Source organism: Reinekea marina, from assembly GCF_030409715.1.
GTDB lineage: Bacteria > Pseudomonadota > Gammaproteobacteria > Pseudomonadales > Natronospirillaceae > Reinekea > Reinekea marina.
On record NZ_JAUFQI010000001.1, the window covers coordinates 26,840 to 44,173 of the forward strand.

Sequence of the window (17,334 nt, forward strand, 5' to 3'; positions counted from 1 at the left end):
CATTTCTAATTTTCACTATTGCAATTATGCAGCCAAGCACTACAACCTACCTTTTAAACTGAATAGGGGCTCAAATAACCATTCTAATAGGGTTCGTTCTGCTAATTTAATATCGGCTTCTAATGAAATACCTTCTTTAAGGCTCAAAGGTTTTCCATATGCGTCAATATTCTGCTGGGCAAGCTTTGCAGTCACTCTGTACATGGGTTCTTGAGCATTGATAGCCAAGCCTGTTAATTCATTCGGCAACAATACGGTTTGAGAGACATTCGTTATCGTTGCATCATATAGGCCAAACTTTTGGAAACTAAAAGCCGAGTAACGTATTTTGACGGCTTGATCTTTTTCAACAAAACCAATTGCACGGGCGGGCACCAATAATTCTGCCTCAAGCTCGCTGCCCTCTGGGGTTAGAGTAAGCAACGGAATATTACCAAGTGCTTCTTGCCCTTCACTTATTTGAATATTTGAAACAACACCTGCACTACTTGCCTTTAATATGTACGCTTGCTGGCCATGAAGCTGTGTAATACTTTGCGCAATAGCTGAAAGGCTGGCTTGCAACTGGTCTTCGCTATCCATTTGCTCAAAGCTTAGAGCCGTGCTTTGCAGTTGAAGTGTTTCTAGCGTTATTTTATGGGCATCTGAAGTACGAGCGATCTCTTGGAGTTGGGACTTTAACGACAGTACTTTTTCTATGGCTGCATCGACATCGCTTTGAGTTGCTAAGCCCTGATCAGCTAATGACTCCATATTTACTAGCTGTCTTGAGGCTAAATCAAGTTGTTGCGTTATTAGAGTTCGCTGTTTAGTTAAGTGCTTTAGATCACTCTTTGTAGCCTCTATGCGCTTGTCTAGCTCATTCGCCTTACCTGCATATACTTCTGGCAAGCGACCAATTTGATTGGAAAGTGTATGTTTCTGAGATAAAAATTCATCTAACATCAATGTTTCTAGGTGATCACCACTGGCTAGAATTTGATCGCCGTTTATCAATACGAGTGCTTGATCTTTAACAACTTTGTCACCTTCTTTTACGAAGATCTGGCGAACTATCCCTGAGCGCGATGCATATACTTTTAGCACTCCGGTATTGGGTACCAGAAAGCCCTGCACAGTTTCTTTACGCGCATAGCTGCCATTGACTAATAGAACCATAGCGGCTGTCACAAACAATATGAGGGTGATCGTTATGATGGAATACGACAGTGGCGGGATTACTAGAACATCGCCTAACAGTCTGTCTTGTTGTTTTTCAACAGCTTGTTTGCGAAATAAACCATGGCGCTCTTCTTTTTGTTCACCAGTATCTAGCGATGCATTGTCCATGTGAGTAGTCATTGCCAATCCCTTTTAAACCAAATAAAACATGACAAACTCTATTGTCAGTTCTGAGCAATCCTTGCTCGATCTGGCTTATATATTAGGGTGTTTTTTGAAACAAACAACAACTCTTTAAAGCAACAATCAATTTTGTGACCGTGATCAATAATTAGAATTAGCTAATTAATAGGAATGAAGAGATTGGTGTTACATGCGTTAAGAACATTGTGCTGCTACTAAAATTTTAATTGGCGATTCCATATAAAAATATTACTTAATAGGAATTTATCTCTTACTCTTTTAATACTTTAGTCAAGGAGTATTCAATCAAGTTAAAATTTAATCAACGGCAGCACTATGTCGCGTTCAAATTCTCTTATTTTCTTTTCGGTCAAAAAATGGATCGAAATTCTACTTGAGCTTTCTTTGACTATTTGCCCAATTCCTAACTTTGGATGTGAAACTGTTTGCCCAACCAGGCTATCGATCGTACTGCCAATAGACCAATCAATGGTTACTTCACTTTGAAAACTCTCTTTGTAATGCCCGACGCTGGGTCGGTGCATTAACCTAGGTAAAGCAACAGTGCTCTGGTCATTTTTTATTGCCTCTAAAAACTTTGGAATACCTTCGATAAAGTCCATCGGTAAAAAAGGCGACATGGGCAATTCAGAATCTTCTTTTGGGACACACAACACTAGCCTTTCTTGTGCTCGGGTCATGGCGACGTACAACAGCCGTCGCTCACTGGCTAACGAACTAGGGCTGGCCATTTCATGCTCTGGCTCGTAAGGGTAAAAGCGTCCATTCAACTCTGGAATAATCACCAGTGGCCACTCTCGACCTTTGGCTTTATGAATCGAAGAGATTAAAACACCTTCACCGGTGTTTTCCCTTTTTTGCTGCAACAGCACGGCCAAATGTTCAGTCGTATCGCTCGCGGCCCAATTGTTTTGGCGAAGGAATTTTGCGAAGGCTTTTACCGTTGCGATTTGATCGTCTACTTGCGAAACGGAAAACGCATTGTCTTTTAAAGCATCATAATAGTCGGTGCCTTGCACCCAGCCGACGGTCAGTTCATAGGCTGTGGCTTTGCCACGCTCAGCTTTTTCTATCCATCGTGCTCGCTCTAACAGCTGCTCAGCTTGATACTTCGATAAGGTTTCAGGAATGGCATTTCGAAGCGCTTGCCCCCATTTATGGGTATGGCCTACGAGCGAGCGCATCATGGTATCCGTCAACGATTTTTTAATTTTCAAAAATGGCTGCGTTAATAATGCTTGCCATGCAGCTCTGCGAACCGAGCTATTCCATGTGGTATTTGCGCCAGAAGCGAGCTGAAATAACACTCTAAAAGGCTTTAACTCATGACGCTCCAACACCACCTTACTGTGATCTAATTGGTAAGGTATGTTTTCCGATAACAACATTAACTCTAGACGGACACTGTTGGACCAAAGACGATTCAAAACCGCTATCTCGTTTAGTGCCCGATGCTCTGCCCATTGCTTAATTTCGGTTAGAGCTAATGCCGCACTGTCTACTCCTCGCAAAGCTGTTACGGTTGTTGAGGGTGTTGAATCATGCGAAAAACATTGGGTTCTAGGGTGATTGTCTTGATAATTTCCAGCAATAACTTGGTTGGCCAGCAAACTGATTTCATGACCAAAGCGAAACGTATTACTCAACTGATAATCTTTCACGTTGGCAAATGTTTCTGAAAAAGTATGCGTTAGCAAACTGGGGCGAGAGCCACGGAATTCATAGATCGTTTGGTCAGGATCGCCGACAACGATTACCTGCCCTCTGTTGCCATGCAGAGTATCTAGCAGAAATTGCTGGGTAGGATTGATATCTTGAAACTCATCAACAATTATTTCATCCATATGCGCGGCAAAGTGCGAGGCAATTGCAGGTTCTTTTTTAAACCTTAGGGCAGGCTCATAAAGTAGATCATTAAAAGAGAGTTTTTGCTGCTGGGCTCGCCAGTCTTCGAAGTGATCAAATGCTTCAATAAAAAGCTGGCAACTTTTGGGTAAACCTGAGCGTTCAAAGACATCCGTTGGCGAATCTAACGTACTTTTGACCTGCTCGATAAAAGACAGCATGGGTTCTACCCATTTCTTTTTTCGTGCGAGAATATCCTCTGCAAGCGTCGCATCGGCTATCGACCTTAAAATGCGCCACAACACTTGCTCAATCTCGCTGTCTTTGAGAAGCGCTCGATCAAATGCTGGCATGTGCCCTTGCTCAACCAAGCTTTCGCACAGCTTAAAACCCAAAGAATGAAAGGTACGAACATTAGGTAACTGACTCGGAGGCAGGCCCGATTGATCGATTAATCTACGCTGAAAATCTTGCTGCGCCGATTTATTGTACATTAAGATCAGCATGCGTTTGGGCGACACTCCCGCCGCTAAACGAGCGGAGACATAGGCCGTTAAGGTTTGGGTTTTACCTGAGCCGGCTACCGCGATAATACGGGCATGACCAGACGGATGCTGAATGATGTTAGATTGTTCGTCGGTATAGCGCACAGGTTGGTAGTCTGACTTTGAAGAGAGCGCTTAGAATAGCATTTTGGCGGGCTCCAACAAACCTTGCTATAGTGAATATCTAACAATTACAAAATCGGAGCACAGATTATGCCTAAAACCGAGCTAAAAAGTTTGTTCCAACGCCTTAGAGAGAAGTTGCCAGAATCGGAAGCCAGCCCAACGCAACAAATGCTGATGGAAAAAATACAGTACCATTTACACGATGAAGGGGAGGCAGACCCAGCCGAACCTAACTTAAGGGAATCGGTTGAAATTCTGCTTGATGAGATCGAAGCTGAGCACCCAAAAAGCGCAGCCATTGCACGCAATATTCTTGAAACGCTAGCCGCGATTGGTATTTAGCTTTCTTTCTCTACTTGCTTGCCGTGGTAGTTTTCGGGCATTGTTTTAGACGTCGGTGCCCCTAGGTCCTTTAATTTTTCAACCTGTTCAATTAATGAGCCGCGACCATCTCGTAGCGTCCCCATCGCTTCTTGCCAGGTTGATTGTGTTGTTTCCACTTGCTGCCCGAGCTTTTCTAACTTTTTCACCAGCACCGTCATTTTGTCGTATATTTTACCGGCATGTTGAAACAGGATAGATGCATTTTCATTCTGCTTTTCTAACACCCACATGGTGGCAACCGTTTTTAATGTTGCCAATAAAGTTGAAGGCGTGACAACAACAATATTGCGCTCAAAAGCCTCATCAAATAAACGCGGCTCCGCTTCGAAGGCGGTCACAAATGCGCTTTCTATCGGCATAAACATCAGCACAAATTCAGGCGCATTTAAGCCTTCTAAGGCCGGGTAGTTTTTGTCACTTAAGCTTCGAACATGCTGGCGTACGGCGGCGATGTGTTGTTTTAAGTACTGTACTTGTGTCTCTTCGTCATCTGCGCTGACATAGCGTTGATACGCATTTAAAGTAACCTTACTGTCTATTATGATGTGCTTGCCCTCGGGCAAATTAACGACAAAATCGGGCCGCTGATTCTGTCCTTCAGTGGTTTTGAAGTTTGCTTCTCGTTGATACTCTCGACCATTTTTAAGACCAACGCTTTCTAATATGCGCTCTAACTGCAACTCACCCCAGTTACCTTGCAACTTTTTGTCGCCACGTAAAGCTAGGGTAAGGTCTTCGGCTTGCTTATGCAGCTGGCCATTCAAATCTCTAAGCTGATTCAGCTGCGATTGCAACATCGCTCGGCCTTGAGTATCGTGCGTGTGTATTTCATCAACTCGCTGACGAAAGTGAGACAATTGCTTTTCAAAAGGCTCTAACATAGCACTGATATTGGCCTTTGATTGCTGTTGAAATTGATTGTTTTTTTGTTCAAACAAATGGCTAGCCAATAAACTAAATTCTTTTTTTAGTTGTTGTTTAGTGACATCCAATTCTTGTGATTGAAGTAATTGGCCTTGAACTTTTGCGAGTTCTAATTCGTATTGCTTCAATGTCTCCAGTAATTCGCCCTGTTCTCTCTGTCCACGACCATAGAGCCAAAGATAAGCCAAACTGCTGACAGCAAAACCCAATACAAAGACCGCTGCAAATAAGCTTTTATCGGCAAACAACCATTCAATCATTTTGATCACTCTCTAACCATTGGCGAAACAAAGGGTCTTTGGGCGGTGCTATGACACTGTATTTTCTACCCTCTAAATCAAACGCTAATTGCCAGGCGTGTAAATACAGACGGGCCGATGGCGACCCAGAATATAATGCATCCCCTAATATTGGGCTTCCAATGCTTTTCATCGCTACTCGTAACTGGTGCGTCTTACCAGTTTTTGGGAACAACTTAAATCCGCGTATTCCTGGCTCTATCAATTCAGATTCGAAATAAGTTATTGCGGGGTTTTCTTGGCTACGCAACAATTTATACTGACCGCGGCGGCTGGACGCCATATCACCTTTGATCCAGCCTTGCTTTTTTTTCGGCTTTTGATCGCTGATCGCTAAGTATGTTTTTTGAATTTCCTTGCTCGCGAACAATTGGCTAAGTTTTTGATTCGCATCACGAGTTAGGGCCACAATCAGTAACCCTGAAGTAGGCTTGTCTAATCGATGAACAGGAAAGCACGGCACAGAAAGCGTTTGCGTCACCCATTCTAATATCCCAGGCGCTTGGGCATCTTTTTGAACTGTCCACCCAATGGGTTTAAAGACAATACAAAAACCCTCATGACGCTCAATAATATAGGGAGTATCTAACGGTTGATTTGTTAGGTCCATAAACCCAAGTCTACGTCATCGTTTGGATTAACTTCGCTGAGTAAAGATTGTTTGAGTCGATCAATGGTCACACCCCAAAAGGTGTTTAGCCCAGCAGCATGTTGTGACGTCACTTGAAGATCGCGATGCTCCAACGTTAAGGTTTGACGATCATCTTGGCTCTCTAAGCGCCAATGAATCAATGTGTTCACCCAATCTTCAGGGCCTTGCACGCACAACCACTCAAGCGCTTGGTCGGGTATGTCTTCAACGACCTTAATGATGATTGAAGATTTTGTCGCCTGGTGCGTTAAACACCAGCTATCGCCGCCAGAAATTGAAACATCATCGGGCCACCACTTTAATAACCCTACACGCGTAGTTAACGCGGCCCAAACATCACTTGGAGAAGTTACTAAACTAATTTCATGATAGAGTGTGGACATAGTTGGGTTCTTCCAAGTAATAAAACTGAATGAGATAAGTTTACCAGAGTAATCTAGATGCGTAACCGCCCTGACAGCAAATCATTGACGATGACGCCTGATGGCTCGTTGAATCACTTAGAAGTTGAATGCTCACTGTTATCTCAACAGGACCCATTACTGGGTGCAGAAAATCTCACTGGGGCTCAATTGGCCTCTAGCCTTGCGTTACAGCAACTTATCACACATTTTATCGTGGATCGCTCATTGAATATTCGCCGATTTTTGGACGAATTCAGCGATAAAAATGCGCAACATAACGATATTCTCGATTGCTTCAGCCGCCGACTCGCCAGTGTGATTCATACCGCCAAAGCAGGTCAACGGTGGCCATCAAAAGCCAATACAGATTTAACAGCGTTGATGCACTATTGGCAACATACCGACACCATCGTTATTTCTGGTGGCTTAACAACGGGTTTATTTGGTCAATATTTAGCCTCTCGTATTGAAGCATTGCTTCCTGAAGTTACCGTATTGAGCTCGCCTTGGGCCGGTCAAACGGCGTTAATTGGCTTAGCCCAAACCGTAAAAAGCGCTACGGATTTACTGGTGATTGATTTCGGAGCTACAGGCATTAAACGAGCGGTGGCGTCTAATTATGGTAATCGCCTAAAAGAACTAACAGAATTTTCTACGGCTTCCTTTACTGACGCGCATGGCCACATTGGTAAACAGGGAGTATTAGAGGTTTTGAGGCAGACACGCCGTGAGTTATCGTCGCCGTTACCCGTAGCCATTAGTTTAGCTTGCTACCTAAACGAAGGTCATCCATTTCAATATAAATCTGGCATTTACTATCAATTGGAAGCTGATTGCGAAAACCTAACGAAGGCTTTAAACGATGATTGGCTGCCCAGTTGTGGGTTAGGCTCGCTTGCATTGCTAGAACATGACAGTTCAGCAGCGGGGCTAGCCTTTCGGTTCAATCAACCGGCAATGATGATTACATTGGGTACCGGTTTGGGCTCCGGGCCTTGCCCGTTAGCCTAATTAATAGCCGAGTTATACAAACCTAACGGCAAACCCATCGGCCTCAACGCGTTCAACAACAATCGATACGCTCGTTAAAGTGCCCCTTTTAAGCATTTTCGTCTGAAACATAGTCCCTACTTTTACTTCAGCTAAGGGCTCGGCGGGTCTTAGATAGGCTCCGGTACTGGAGATATTAATACATGAACAAACCAATGGCTGGTTGTCTTGTGTGACCAATGTCAGTGGTATTTCCAGCTGTCCACATCTTGGCGCTCTCGATTCTGTCACTTAACTCACCCTGTTTTAGTGTCGTTTTTTTGACTACAGTATCACGCTATTTTTAAAGCTTGTACCCCAAAGCCTTCTGTGGCCTTGCTCTTTATTTAATCGTTTTTTAACACAGTTAAAAACTTTAGCACGAAAAAGTGACAGATACGCTGACTCAGCTATACTAAATCGAATGAAACTAACTATTCTCCTACCGAAGATTAACTGGCAACTATGACATTTATTCTCACCATTATCGCATCTGTCTGTTTAGTTGCTATTTTACTGCTTCCATCAGTCTGGATTAACCTCTTACTCACAATGCTCGGTGTGGCAAGTTTAATCTATGTAGTGCAAAAATCGCCCAAAATGCTATTGCCCGGGTTTGCGTTGATAATGGCATTGATCGTGGTTCCGGTAACTAAATGGTACCTACCGGCACTGTTAAAACAGTCTACTTCGGTTTTAGAAAGCAAAATTGAAACAGAATTCGATGTTATCGAGAGTACTCTGCAGCAATTTTTCTTCAACAACTCTGCCGCTCTCGATTCTTTGAATCTGTTAATCGCCAATGAAGAAGTACTGACGGACCGAGTTTTTCAAAACTGGATGAAACAGCTGCTGCCTGATTACCGCAACAACTACTTAAATATTGCCATCAGTGAAGATCTTATTGCGAAACACGTTTACCCAAAATCTGAAGCCAATTTAAAGGTACTCGCACGCAATTTAGGCGAAACTCCCAACATGGGGTTTGTATATCATGAGGTATTAAAAACCAATGTACCTGGCATCATCGGCCCGGTCGATTTAATACAAGGCGTGCCTGGAGTGATTCGAGTGGTACCAGTCGAAGGCAAACCAAATGTCATCATTTCTGGCGTCCTTTCTTTACAAAGCCTAAAAGAACAGCTGATTCCTCTCGTTTCGGAGTCCAGTAAGCTATCTATTGCCGTCACCGGTTATGCAGACCCTTATTACCTAGTTAACCAAGCAGAACCTCAAAAGAGCATCCTAAAACGAGTTGAGTATCAGGATATTAAAGTAGATATCTATATTCAATCTGATTTACTGCAATCGACGATCACTCGAACGCGATGGACCTCTTATGCGGTGTCTTTTTTAGCTTGGCTGCTATTAACGTCTAGCTTCACATGGCAAAGGCATTCTATTCGCTTAAGAGACCAACAACGCAGCGCCATTTTAGAAAACAAAAACGCCTTAATCGAAGCTCAGCGCCTAGGTCAACTGGGCTCTTGGCGGCAATCGGGCGATGACTCCTTCAAGCTGTCAGAACCGCTGCAAAGTTTAATTGGCGTGATGAAAGAAACAATTGCGCTCAAAGACTTAGATAGCTTGGTTCATCCGAGTGAACACAAAAAGGTTCAGACTGCATTTGAGGAACTCTCCTCCGGGAAACTCACCAGAATCACGACTCAGCATCGCCTTAGAGTTGGCGAACGCTATCGCTGGTTTGAACACCGAATCGCACGCTCTGAAGATGGTGAGTTAACTGGCATTGTGCGCGATATTCAAACGATTAAAGAGCAAGAAAAGCAAGTGGCAAAGCTTGAAGCATTTGACCCGCTGACAGGTGCATCTAATCGTCGACACTTTCACCAGCTCGTGTCACAAAACATCGCCCTGTGTGATCGTCGTAATACCACTCTTGGTTTAATGCTGATCAACATTGATGACTTTCGATCCGTCAATGAAAAATACAATCAAGCCGTTGGTGATGAGCTGCTAAAACTAATCGCCAGCCGATTAACCACCATTTGTCGCAAAACAGATTTTATTTCTAGATTAGGTGGTGACACATTTGCAGTAGCACTTGTCGATGTCGGCACAGCAAGCCAGTCGGTTATCGCGGTTGAAAATATCCTTCGAAAGTTAAAAATGCCTTATCGATTAAATAATGAAGAGGTATTTCCGCAACTTACCTGTGGTGTGGCTCTATACCCAGACGATGGGCTAGATTTTGAACATCTGTTACAGCGGTGTGAACAAACATTATCGATCGCTAAAACTAATAAACGCGGACACTATTCATTTTATTCAGCCGAGTTGGATTCTCAAACGAACCGCCGGCAGCGAATTTTGGCTAGCCTTCCAAGCGCTCTGAAGAATGATCACTTTTACATTGTCTTTCAACCTCGGGTCAGCAGTACTGGGGATCACTCATCACTGAGCATGGAGGCGCTGGTACGCTGGCAAGACCCTGAGCTAGGGTTTGTCTCACCTGGCGAGTTTATTCCGATTGCCGAAGGTACCAGCCTAATAGCCGATATTGGTACTTGGGTCATGAACGCGGCTTTTTCAGCACTACATCAATATAAAGATCAGCTACCCAGAGGATTATCGATATCCATCAACCTATCTCCTCGCCAGTTAGAAGACACTACCTTAGTAAGCAAGGTAAAACAGGCACTCGATAAGTTCGATATTGACCCTAATTGTATAGAGTTAGAAGTTACCGAGCATTCAATCGCGGTCGAGTCTGATATCGTGTTGAGCAATATGAAGGAACTTAATGACTTAGGGTTTAAGTTCGCCCTTGACGATTTTGGTACCGGTTATTCTAATTTAAGTATGTTGCAATCTTTACCGCTACACGTTCTTAAAATCGATATGAGCTTCATTCGAAACATTGGCTTTAGTGATAAGTCGAATGAGTTGGTACGAGCCATTATTGATTTGGGCCACACCTTAGGGCTACATACGGTTGCAGAGGGTGTTGAGACCATTGAGCAAGTCTCTTATCTAGAAAAGTTAGGGTGCGAAGAGCTCCAAGGTTTCTACTTTTATAAACCAGCCCCCATTGAAGATCTCATCAACAGGTTAGCGTGATGCCGTTTTATTCAACAGCAGTGTAGCGGCAACACCTGCACTGACCAATGCAATGCCCATCCATTGTATTGGGCTTATTGTCGCGTTTAACACCACCATGCTTAAAATTGCGTTAAACAAAGGCGCAGTCGTGATCATTAAACCTGCAATAGTTGCGTTTGATCTGTTAACGGCCGATATCCAACAAAAGTAAGACACCAATGAAGGGAACAGGGCTACAAACAGAACAGCCCAATATTGATCCTTAGCCGGAACAATGAATGCGCCTTCTCGAACCATATCAAATACCCAAAACGGAACAATAAAGAGCGTTCCAACACCCATAAAAAATGTCAATAAAGCCACTGAACTGATACCAATGGGTGACAGCTTTTTCAATAATACGGTATAGAAAGACCAACTGAGCATGGCGACCACAAGCAGCAATTCACCGACTCCAGTACCAGATTCTCTTAAAACTGACCAGTCTCCCTGCGTAACAACGACAAGTGCGCCAAACACCGCCAACAAAAAAGTAATCCACTGGATAAGTGATTGTTTAGCGCCACCAAATATACTCGACACAATGGCAATAAATACTGGAAGCATAGCTAAAAAGGCCCCTACATTAACGGGCTGGGTATATTCTAATGCCCAATATTGGAAGGTGTTGTACAGGGTAACACTTAAAATGGACAACCCAACCAATGGCCAAAAATTCGCTTTAAACCAGTTTTTTTGGGCGAGGAGTTTTGGCAAACCGAATGGCAGTAAAATTAAAAAAGCGGTAATCCAACGAAACTGTGAAAGGGTAAAAGCCGGTAATGTTGCCACTACCATCTTTCCTACAATTGCATTGGCCGCCCAAAAAAAGCTGGCGGTCGAAGCGAGCACTACTGCAATTACTGTTTGATTTGCCATTGTCCCTCTCACTAAAAAAAAAGCGACCCTAGGGTCGCTTTTAACTTAAACCAAAAATGGTTATTAACGAAGTGCTTTTCGTGCCTGCTTAATGGTACGAAGTTGGCCAACAGCTCTTGCTAACTGAGAAGCAACTTCAGCAAACTCTTTGCTTGCCATGCTATCAGCTAAGGTTTGAGCAGCCGCTTGCTTCGCCTGTTCGGCTTTCGCTTCGTCTAAGTCATCGGCTCGCACAGCTGTATCAGCTAAAACCGTAATTTGGTTTGGCTGAACTTCAAGATAACCGCCATCTACGTAGATGACTTCTTCTTTACCATGCTGCTTAATGACTCGGACAGGTCCCGGCACTAATCGAGTTAGTAGAGGAGCGTGCCCTGGCTTTATGCCGAGCTCGCCCGCTTCACCCTCACACACCAACAGTTCGACAAGGCCATCAAAGACCTTCTCTTCGGCACTGACGATGTCGCAACGTACAGTCATAGCCATGTGATGTTACCTCCAGTGTGTGATTAACTACGCTTGTTGTGAGCTTCCACAACTTCGTCAATACTGCCCTTCATGTAGAAATCTTGCTCGGCAATGTGATCGTACTCACCGTCTAAGATGCCTTTGAAGCCACGGATCGTGTCTTTCAACGATACGTACTTACCAGGAGCACCCGTAAAGATTTCAGCAACGTGGAAAGGCTGAGACAAGAAACGTTCAATCTTACGCGCTCGGCTTACAGTCAATTTATCTTCATCAGACAATTCGTCCATACCCAAGATCGCAATGATGTCTTTCAGCTCTTTATAGCCCTGAAGAACACCTTGAACATTACGAGCCACATCATAGTGTTCGTTACCGATAACTAGTGGGTCTAACTGACGAGAAGTAGAGTCAAGAGGATCTACCGCAGGGTAAATACCTAAAGCTGCAATATCTCGGCTCAATACAACCGTTGCATCTAAGTGAGCAAAGGTGGTTGCTGGAGATGGGTCAGTTAAGTCATCCGCTGGTACGTATACCGCTTGAACAGAAGTAATAGAACCTTCTTTCGTTGAAGTAATACGTTCCTGAAGAACACCCATTTCTTCAGCCAAAGTTGGCTGGTAACCTACCGCAGATGGCATACGACCTAACAATGCAGATACTTCGGTACCAGCAAGAGTATAACGGTAGATGTTATCTACGAAGAAAAGTACGTCTTTACCTTCGTCACGGAATTTTTCAGCCATGGTCAAACCAGTCAAAGCAACACGTAAACGGTTACCTGGTGGTTCATTCATTTGGCCGTAAACCATCGCAACTTTAGACTCGGCAAGGTTATCCAGTTTAATTACGCCTGCGTCAGACATCTCGTGATAGAAATCGTTACCTTCACGAGTACGCTCACCAACACCTGCGAATACAGATAAACCAGAGTGCTCTGTAGCAATGTTGTTAATCAACTCAAGCATGTTTACGGTTTTACCAACACCGGCACCACCGAACAAGCCAACTTTACCACCCTTAGCAAACGGGCAGACCAAGTCGATTACTTTAATACCTGTCTCAAGAATGTCTTGAGATTGAGATTGTTCAGCATAAGTAGGCGCTTCACGGTGAATGCCCATCTTTTCTGTTACTTCAATCTCGCCACGTTCGTCAATTGGGTTACCCAATACGTCCATGATGCGACCCAATGTACCCATACCTACAGGTACAGAAATCGCTTCACCAGTATTGTTCACGTCTAGTCCACGTTGCAGACCTTCAGTTGAACCCATTGCAATTGTACGTACAACACCGTCGCCCAGCTGCTGCTGAACTTCTAGTGTTAGACCTTTCGCATCGACCATTAATGCATCGTAAACACGTGGCACGCTTTCACGTGGGAATTCTACGTCTACAACGGCACCAATGATTTGCGTAATACGTCCGCTACTCATGTTTGTGTCCTCTTTAAACCGTTATTGCACCGCCGCAGCGCCGCCAACAATTTCAGAAATTTCTTGAGTAATCGCGGCCTGTCGGGCCTTGTTGTACTCAAGTTTCAGGTTATCGATCATTTCACCAGCGTTGTCGGTGGCGCTCTTCATAGCCATCATTCGAGAGGCTTGTTCACAGGCTCCATTTTCGACAACACCCTGGTATACCTGGGCTTCGATAAAGCGTGTTAACAATCCATTCAAAAGCGATTCCGCATCTGGCTCATAGAGATAATCCCACGCATAACTGCGCTTCGTTTCATCTTCTGCCGCTTTCAACGGTAACAACTGGTCTACCTTTGGTTTCTGTACCATGGTGTTTATAAACTCGTTATAAACAACATACAGACGGTCAATCTTGCCGGCTTCAAAGTCATCTAACATAACTTTAACGCCGCCGATTAGGTCTTTTACGGTTGGCTTATCGCCAACATGCGTGATGGATGCGACTACGTCGAATCCACGCGCCTTGAAAAAACCTGTGCCTTTACTACCAATGGCACAAACCTGAGTTTCAACACCTTTTGCTTTCCATTCTTCAGCATTTTTGCTGATCGCCTTGAAAAGGTTAGCGTTCAAACCACCACAGAGACCTCGGTCGGTGGACACGACAATGTAGCCCACTCTTTTTACTTCACGATCTTGCAGATAAACGTGCTTATACTCAGTGTTCGCATTGGCTAGGTGCCCAATTACCGCTTGCACTTTTTGTGCGTACGGCTGGCTCACTAACATACGATCTTGAGCTTTACGCATTTTACTCGCTGCAACTAACTGCATTGCAGAGGTAATTTTTCGCGTATTATTAATGCTATTTATCTGCGTTCGTATTTCTTTTCCGACTGCCATAGCATTAGCCTCAGTTAGTTGGCTACTTTCGTAGCCAGAATCAATTTACCAGCTTTGAGTCGCTTTGAATTTTTCAAAAGCGGCTTTAAAGGTGCCTTCGATATCATCATTCCACTTACCTGATTCAGAAATTTCTTTCATCAGATCGCCGTGTTCACTGTTCATGTAAGCATGAAGAGCGGCTTCAAAAGGAAGTACTTGAGAAACTTCAAGTTCATTCAAGTGACCTTCGTTAGCGGCATAAACTGAGACAGCCATTTCAGCAACGCTTAAAGGCGCATACTGGTTTTGCTTCATCAATTCGGTAACACGAGCACCGTGGTCTAACTGTGCTTTAGTAGCGTCGTCTAGGTCAGATGCGAACTGCGAGAATGCCGCAAGTTCACGATACTGAGCCAATGCAGTACGAATACCGCCAGACAGCTTTTTCATGATTTTCGTTTGCGCCGAACCACCCACACGAGATACCGAAATACCGGCGTTCATAGCAGGACGAACACCTGCGTTGAATAAATCAGATTCTAAGAAGATCTGACCATCGGTAATCGAAATTACGTTGGTAGGTACGAATGCAGATACGTCACCACCTTGGGTTTCAATAATTGGTAATGCAGTTAAAGAACCTGTCTTACCTTTTACTTCACCTTTAGTGAATTCTTCTACGTATTCTGCGTTTACGCGCGAAGAACGCTCTAGTAAACGTGAATGCAAGTAGAAAACGTCACCTGGGTAAGCTTCACGACCCGGCGGACGACGTAACAACAATGAAATTTGACGATAAGCAACGGCTTGCTTAGACAAATCATCGTAAATGATTAGGGCATCTTCACCGCGGTCGCGGAAGTATTCGCCCATAGAGCAACCAGAGTATGGTGCAATAAATTGCATCGATGCTGGTTCAGAAGCCGAAGCTACAACGATGGTGGTATATTCCATCGCACCGTGCTCTTCTAATTTACGTACAACGTTAGCAATGGTTGAACGCTTCTGGCCGATAGCAACATAGACACATTTAATGCCAGTTCCTTTCTGAGCCAAGATAGCATCAACGGCCATCGCTGTTTTACCTGTTTGACGGTCACCAATAATAAGCTCACGTTGTCCGCGGCCGATTGGTACCATTGAGTCAACAGATTTATAACCAGTTTGTACCGGCTGATCGACCGACTGACGAGCAATTACACCTGGTGCAACTTTCTCGATTGGGTCAGACAATTTCGCATTGATATCGCCTTTACCATCGATTGGGTTACCCAAAGAGTCAACCACACGACCCAGTAGTTCAGGACCAACAGGGACTTCAAGAATACGGCCGGTGCACTTACAAGTTTGGCCTTCGGCCAACATCTTGTACTCACCAAGTACAACAGCACCCACAGAGTCTTGCTCTAGGTTAAGTGCCATACCGAAAGCGCCGCCTTCGAATTCGATCATTTCGCCGTACATTACATCGGCTAGACCGTGGATACGTACAATACCGTCAGATACACCGACGATAGTACCTTCATTTTGTGCTTTAGAACCCGTATCTAACTTCGCGATACGATCCTTAATAATGTCACTGATTTCTGAAGGATTCAGTTGCTGCATGCGTTTTCCCTCATTAGGAATTCATTGCGTCAGCGAGTTTCGACAATTTTCCGCGTACGGAGTCGTCGATAACCAGATCGCCAGCTTTGATGATGACACCGCCAATTAAGGCTGTATCGATTTCAATTGTCAGAGAAACTTCACGATCTAACTTCTTCGCCAGTTTATCTGATAACGTTTTTTGCTGAGCGTCGCTGAGTGAAAAGGCACTCTTAACGACTACATCGGCACTTTTTTCATGCTCGGCTTTGAGCAAGTCAAATTGTGCGCTGATTTCTGTCAACAAAGGAAAACGGTTATTTTCTGCTAATACATCTAGCAGGCTTTTCGCCCCTTCGTTGCAATCATCCCCTGCTAACTGCGCAAGAGTAGTCGCTTTCTCAGATGCCGTTACTGATGGGTTACCAATAAACTGGTGTACCTCATCAGAGCCAATAATTGCGCCAAGCGTTGCTAATGCTGAAGACCATGCGGATAGTTCGCCGGCTTCAACGGCTGCATTAAATGCAGCTTTCGCGTAAGGTCGGGCGAGCGTACTTAATTCTGCCATATTCCCATCTCCTTACAGCGACGCTGCTAGCTTGTCCAACAATTCGCTGTGTTTCTTCTCATCAACTTCAGACTGAAGAATTTTCTCTGCACCGGCTAACGTAAGTTCAGACACTTTAGCGCGTAATTCTTCACGAGCTAAATTGCGTTCTTTCTCTACGTCAGATGCGGCACTTGCGACAATGCGCTTAGCTTCAGCGGCTGCTTCAGCTTTTGCTTCGTCTACAATACCGGCAGCACGTCGATTCGCTTGCTCAATAATTTCAGCGGCAGTCGCTTTAGCTTCGCTAATTTGCTTTCCTGCGTTTGCTTGAGCAAGTTCTAAATCTTTGCTTGCACGGCTTGCGGCGTCTAAGCCTTCGGCGATTTTCTTCTGGCGCTCCTGCATGGCGGCCATAATTGGCGGCCATACATACATAGCACACAACCAGACGAAAATGGCGAAGACGACGATTTGGCCAATTAATGTTGCGTTAAAATTCACGCCTTCACCTCGTTTTGGTTAATGAATCAAAAGGTCTTTTGACCGACAATTAAGCACCAAGAACGAAGATCAGGTACATAGCAATACCAACACCAATAATTGGAATCGCATCGATCAAGCCAGCTACGATGAAGAATTTAGTTTGTAGCATTGGACCCAACTCAGGTTGACGAGCCGTAGACTCAAGCAATTTGCTGCCCAAAAGGCCAACACCGATTGCCGCGCCAATTGCGCCCAAACCCATCATCAAGCCAGCAGCTAGATATAAAAATTCCATATGTTTCTCCTAGTTTTTTTAAATTACAAGTTTCAGTTTATAAAAAGGGTGTAACCCTGGTGCCCAACCGAAGCTGAGCGAA

At 44.3% G+C, this 17,334-nt stretch carries 17 protein-coding genes; 3 read left to right on the forward strand and 14 right to left on the reverse strand.

The window, feature by feature from the left end; translation table 11 throughout:
* Positions 1–39 precede the first annotated feature (39 nt).
* Both QWZ13_RS00195 and QWZ13_RS00200 read right to left on the reverse strand, forming a co-directional pair.
* Positions 40–1,341, reverse strand: coding sequence for a beta-barrel domain-containing protein (locus tag QWZ13_RS00195; RefSeq protein WP_290283212.1), 1,302 nt, complete (start codon positions 1,339–1,341; stop codon positions 40–42).
* A 314-nt stretch (positions 1,342–1,655) separates the two neighbouring features.
* On the reverse strand, positions 1,656–3,860 hold the full coding sequence (locus tag QWZ13_RS00200; protein WP_290279928.1) for an ATP-dependent helicase: 2,205 nt from the start codon (positions 3,858–3,860) through the stop codon (positions 1,656–1,658).
* Positions 3,861–3,968: 108 nt separating this feature from the next.
* Between QWZ13_RS00200 and QWZ13_RS00205 the strand changes: the two genes are divergently transcribed.
* On the forward strand, positions 3,969–4,223 hold the full coding sequence (locus tag QWZ13_RS00205; protein WP_290279930.1) for a DUF4404 family protein: 255 nt from the start codon (positions 3,969–3,971) through the stop codon (positions 4,221–4,223).
* Here QWZ13_RS00205 and QWZ13_RS00210 read toward each other — a convergent pair.
* Genes QWZ13_RS00210 through QWZ13_RS00220 form a run of 3 tightly spaced genes read right to left on the reverse strand, consistent with a single transcriptional unit; the run spans position 4,220 to position 6,523 of the window.
* Positions 4,220–5,449, reverse strand: coding sequence for a DNA recombination protein RmuC (locus QWZ13_RS00210; RefSeq protein WP_290283214.1), 1,230 nt, complete (start codon positions 5,447–5,449; stop codon positions 4,220–4,222). The genes QWZ13_RS00205 and QWZ13_RS00210 overlap by 4 nt on opposite strands.
* Positions 5,442–6,098 (reverse strand): TIGR01621 family pseudouridine synthase, encoded by a 657-nt coding sequence (locus QWZ13_RS00215; RefSeq protein ID WP_290279932.1) that lies wholly within the window; start codon positions 6,096–6,098, stop codon positions 5,442–5,444. The genes QWZ13_RS00210 and QWZ13_RS00215 overlap by 8 nt, the downstream gene beginning before the upstream one ends.
* A complete protein-coding gene (locus QWZ13_RS00220) occupies positions 6,089–6,523 on the reverse strand; it encodes an SRPBCC domain-containing protein (protein WP_290279933.1) in 435 nt (144 codons plus the stop codon). The genes QWZ13_RS00215 and QWZ13_RS00220 overlap by 10 nt, the downstream gene beginning before the upstream one ends.
* Positions 6,524–6,580: 57 nt before the next feature.
* Here QWZ13_RS00220 and QWZ13_RS00225 point away from each other — a divergent pair, with 57 nt between their 5' ends.
* Complete coding sequence (locus QWZ13_RS00225) at positions 6,581–7,555, forward strand: hypothetical protein (protein WP_290279935.1); 975 nt, start codon at positions 6,581–6,583, stop codon at positions 7,553–7,555.
* A gap of 12 nt (positions 7,556–7,567) precedes the next feature.
* On the opposite strand, the gene QWZ13_RS00230 is transcribed toward QWZ13_RS00225, so the two are convergent.
* A complete protein-coding gene (locus QWZ13_RS00230) occupies positions 7,568–7,825 on the reverse strand; it encodes a PilZ domain-containing protein (RefSeq protein WP_290279937.1) in 258 nt (85 codons plus the stop codon).
* A 213-nt stretch (positions 7,826–8,038) separates the two neighbouring features.
* Between QWZ13_RS00230 and QWZ13_RS00235 the strand changes: the two genes are divergently transcribed.
* Entirely contained in the window at positions 8,039–10,654 is a 2,616-nt protein-coding gene (locus tag QWZ13_RS00235) for a bifunctional diguanylate cyclase/phosphodiesterase (RefSeq protein WP_290279938.1), read from the forward strand.
* On the opposite strand, the gene QWZ13_RS00240 is transcribed toward QWZ13_RS00235, so the two are convergent.
* The 8 genes from QWZ13_RS00240 to atpE form a co-directional block, all read right to left on the reverse strand.
* Positions 10,646–11,554 carry a DMT family transporter gene (locus QWZ13_RS00240; RefSeq protein ID WP_290279939.1) on the reverse strand — a complete coding sequence of 303 codons (909 nt, stop codon included), beginning with the start codon at positions 11,552–11,554 and terminating at the stop codon, positions 10,646–10,648. The two genes, QWZ13_RS00235 and QWZ13_RS00240, sit on opposite strands and share 9 nt — an antisense overlap.
* A 63-nt stretch (positions 11,555–11,617) precedes the next feature.
* Entirely contained in the window at positions 11,618–12,040 is a 423-nt protein-coding gene (locus tag QWZ13_RS00245; RefSeq protein ID WP_216000582.1) for a F0F1 ATP synthase subunit epsilon, read from the reverse strand.
* 23 nt (positions 12,041–12,063) lie between these two features.
* A complete protein-coding gene (gene atpD, locus QWZ13_RS00250) occupies positions 12,064–13,464 on the reverse strand; it encodes a F0F1 ATP synthase subunit beta (RefSeq protein WP_216000583.1) in 1,401 nt (466 codons plus the stop codon).
* Positions 13,465–13,485: 21 nt separating this feature from the next.
* Positions 13,486–14,352 carry a F0F1 ATP synthase subunit gamma gene (gene atpG / locus QWZ13_RS00255; protein ID WP_290279941.1) on the reverse strand — a complete coding sequence of 289 codons (867 nt, stop codon included), beginning with the start codon at positions 14,350–14,352 and terminating at the stop codon, positions 13,486–13,488.
* Between the two features lie 45 nt (positions 14,353–14,397).
* Entirely contained in the window at positions 14,398–15,942 is a 1,545-nt protein-coding gene (gene atpA / locus QWZ13_RS00260) for a F0F1 ATP synthase subunit alpha (protein WP_216000585.1), read from the reverse strand.
* Positions 15,943–15,955: 13 nt separating this feature from the next.
* A complete protein-coding gene (locus QWZ13_RS00265; protein ID WP_216000586.1) occupies positions 15,956–16,492 on the reverse strand; it encodes a F0F1 ATP synthase subunit delta in 537 nt (178 codons plus the stop codon).
* A 12-nt stretch (positions 16,493–16,504) separates the two neighbouring features.
* Positions 16,505–16,975: a F0F1 ATP synthase subunit B gene (locus tag QWZ13_RS00270; RefSeq protein ID WP_216000587.1), complete on the reverse strand. Its 471-nt coding sequence runs from the start codon at positions 16,973–16,975 to the stop codon at positions 16,505–16,507.
* Between the two features lie 49 nt (positions 16,976–17,024).
* Positions 17,025–17,252, reverse strand: a complete 228-nt coding sequence (gene atpE, locus QWZ13_RS00275) for a F0F1 ATP synthase subunit C (RefSeq protein ID WP_216000588.1) — start codon at positions 17,250–17,252, stop codon at positions 17,025–17,027.
* Positions 17,253–17,334: the final 82 nt, after the last annotated feature.

Coding starts and splice junctions, on each gene's coding strand:
- atpG (WP_290279941.1), bottom strand. CDS start 14,352: ATGGCAGTCGGAAAAGAAATACGAACGCAGATAAATAGCATTAATAAT.
- QWZ13_RS00225 (WP_290279935.1), top strand. CDS start 6,581: ATGCGTAACCGCCCTGACAGCAAATCATTGACGATGACGCCTGATGGC.
- atpD (WP_216000583.1), bottom strand. CDS start 13,464: ATGAGTAGCGGACGTATTACGCAAATCATTGGTGCCGTTGTAGACGTA.
- QWZ13_RS00240 (WP_290279939.1), bottom strand. CDS start 11,554: ATGGCAAATCAAACAGTAATTGCAGTAGTGCTCGCTTCGACCGCCAGC.
- QWZ13_RS00210 (WP_290283214.1), bottom strand. CDS start 5,449: ATGATTGAATGGTTGTTTGCCGATAAAAGCTTATTTGCAGCGGTCTTT.
- QWZ13_RS00245 (WP_216000582.1), bottom strand. CDS start 12,040: ATGGCTATGACTGTACGTTGCGACATCGTCAGTGCCGAAGAGAAGGTC.
- QWZ13_RS00205 (WP_290279930.1), top strand. CDS start 3,969: ATGCCTAAAACCGAGCTAAAAAGTTTGTTCCAACGCCTTAGAGAGAAG.
- QWZ13_RS00220 (WP_290279933.1), bottom strand. CDS start 6,523: ATGTCCACACTCTATCATGAAATTAGTTTAGTAACTTCTCCAAGTGAT.
- QWZ13_RS00235 (WP_290279938.1), top strand. CDS start 8,039: ATGACATTTATTCTCACCATTATCGCATCTGTCTGTTTAGTTGCTATT.
- QWZ13_RS00215 (WP_290279932.1), bottom strand. CDS start 6,098: ATGGACCTAACAAATCAACCGTTAGATACTCCCTATATTATTGAGCGT.
- atpA (WP_216000585.1), bottom strand. CDS start 15,942: ATGCAGCAACTGAATCCTTCAGAAATCAGTGACATTATTAAGGATCGT.
- QWZ13_RS00265 (WP_216000586.1), bottom strand. CDS start 16,492: ATGGCAGAATTAAGTACGCTCGCCCGACCTTACGCGAAAGCTGCATTT.
- atpE (WP_216000588.1), bottom strand. CDS start 17,252: ATGGAATTTTTATATCTAGCTGCTGGCTTGATGATGGGTTTGGGCGCA.
- QWZ13_RS00195 (WP_290283212.1), bottom strand. CDS start 1,341: ATGACTACTCACATGGACAATGCATCGCTAGATACTGGTGAACAAAAA.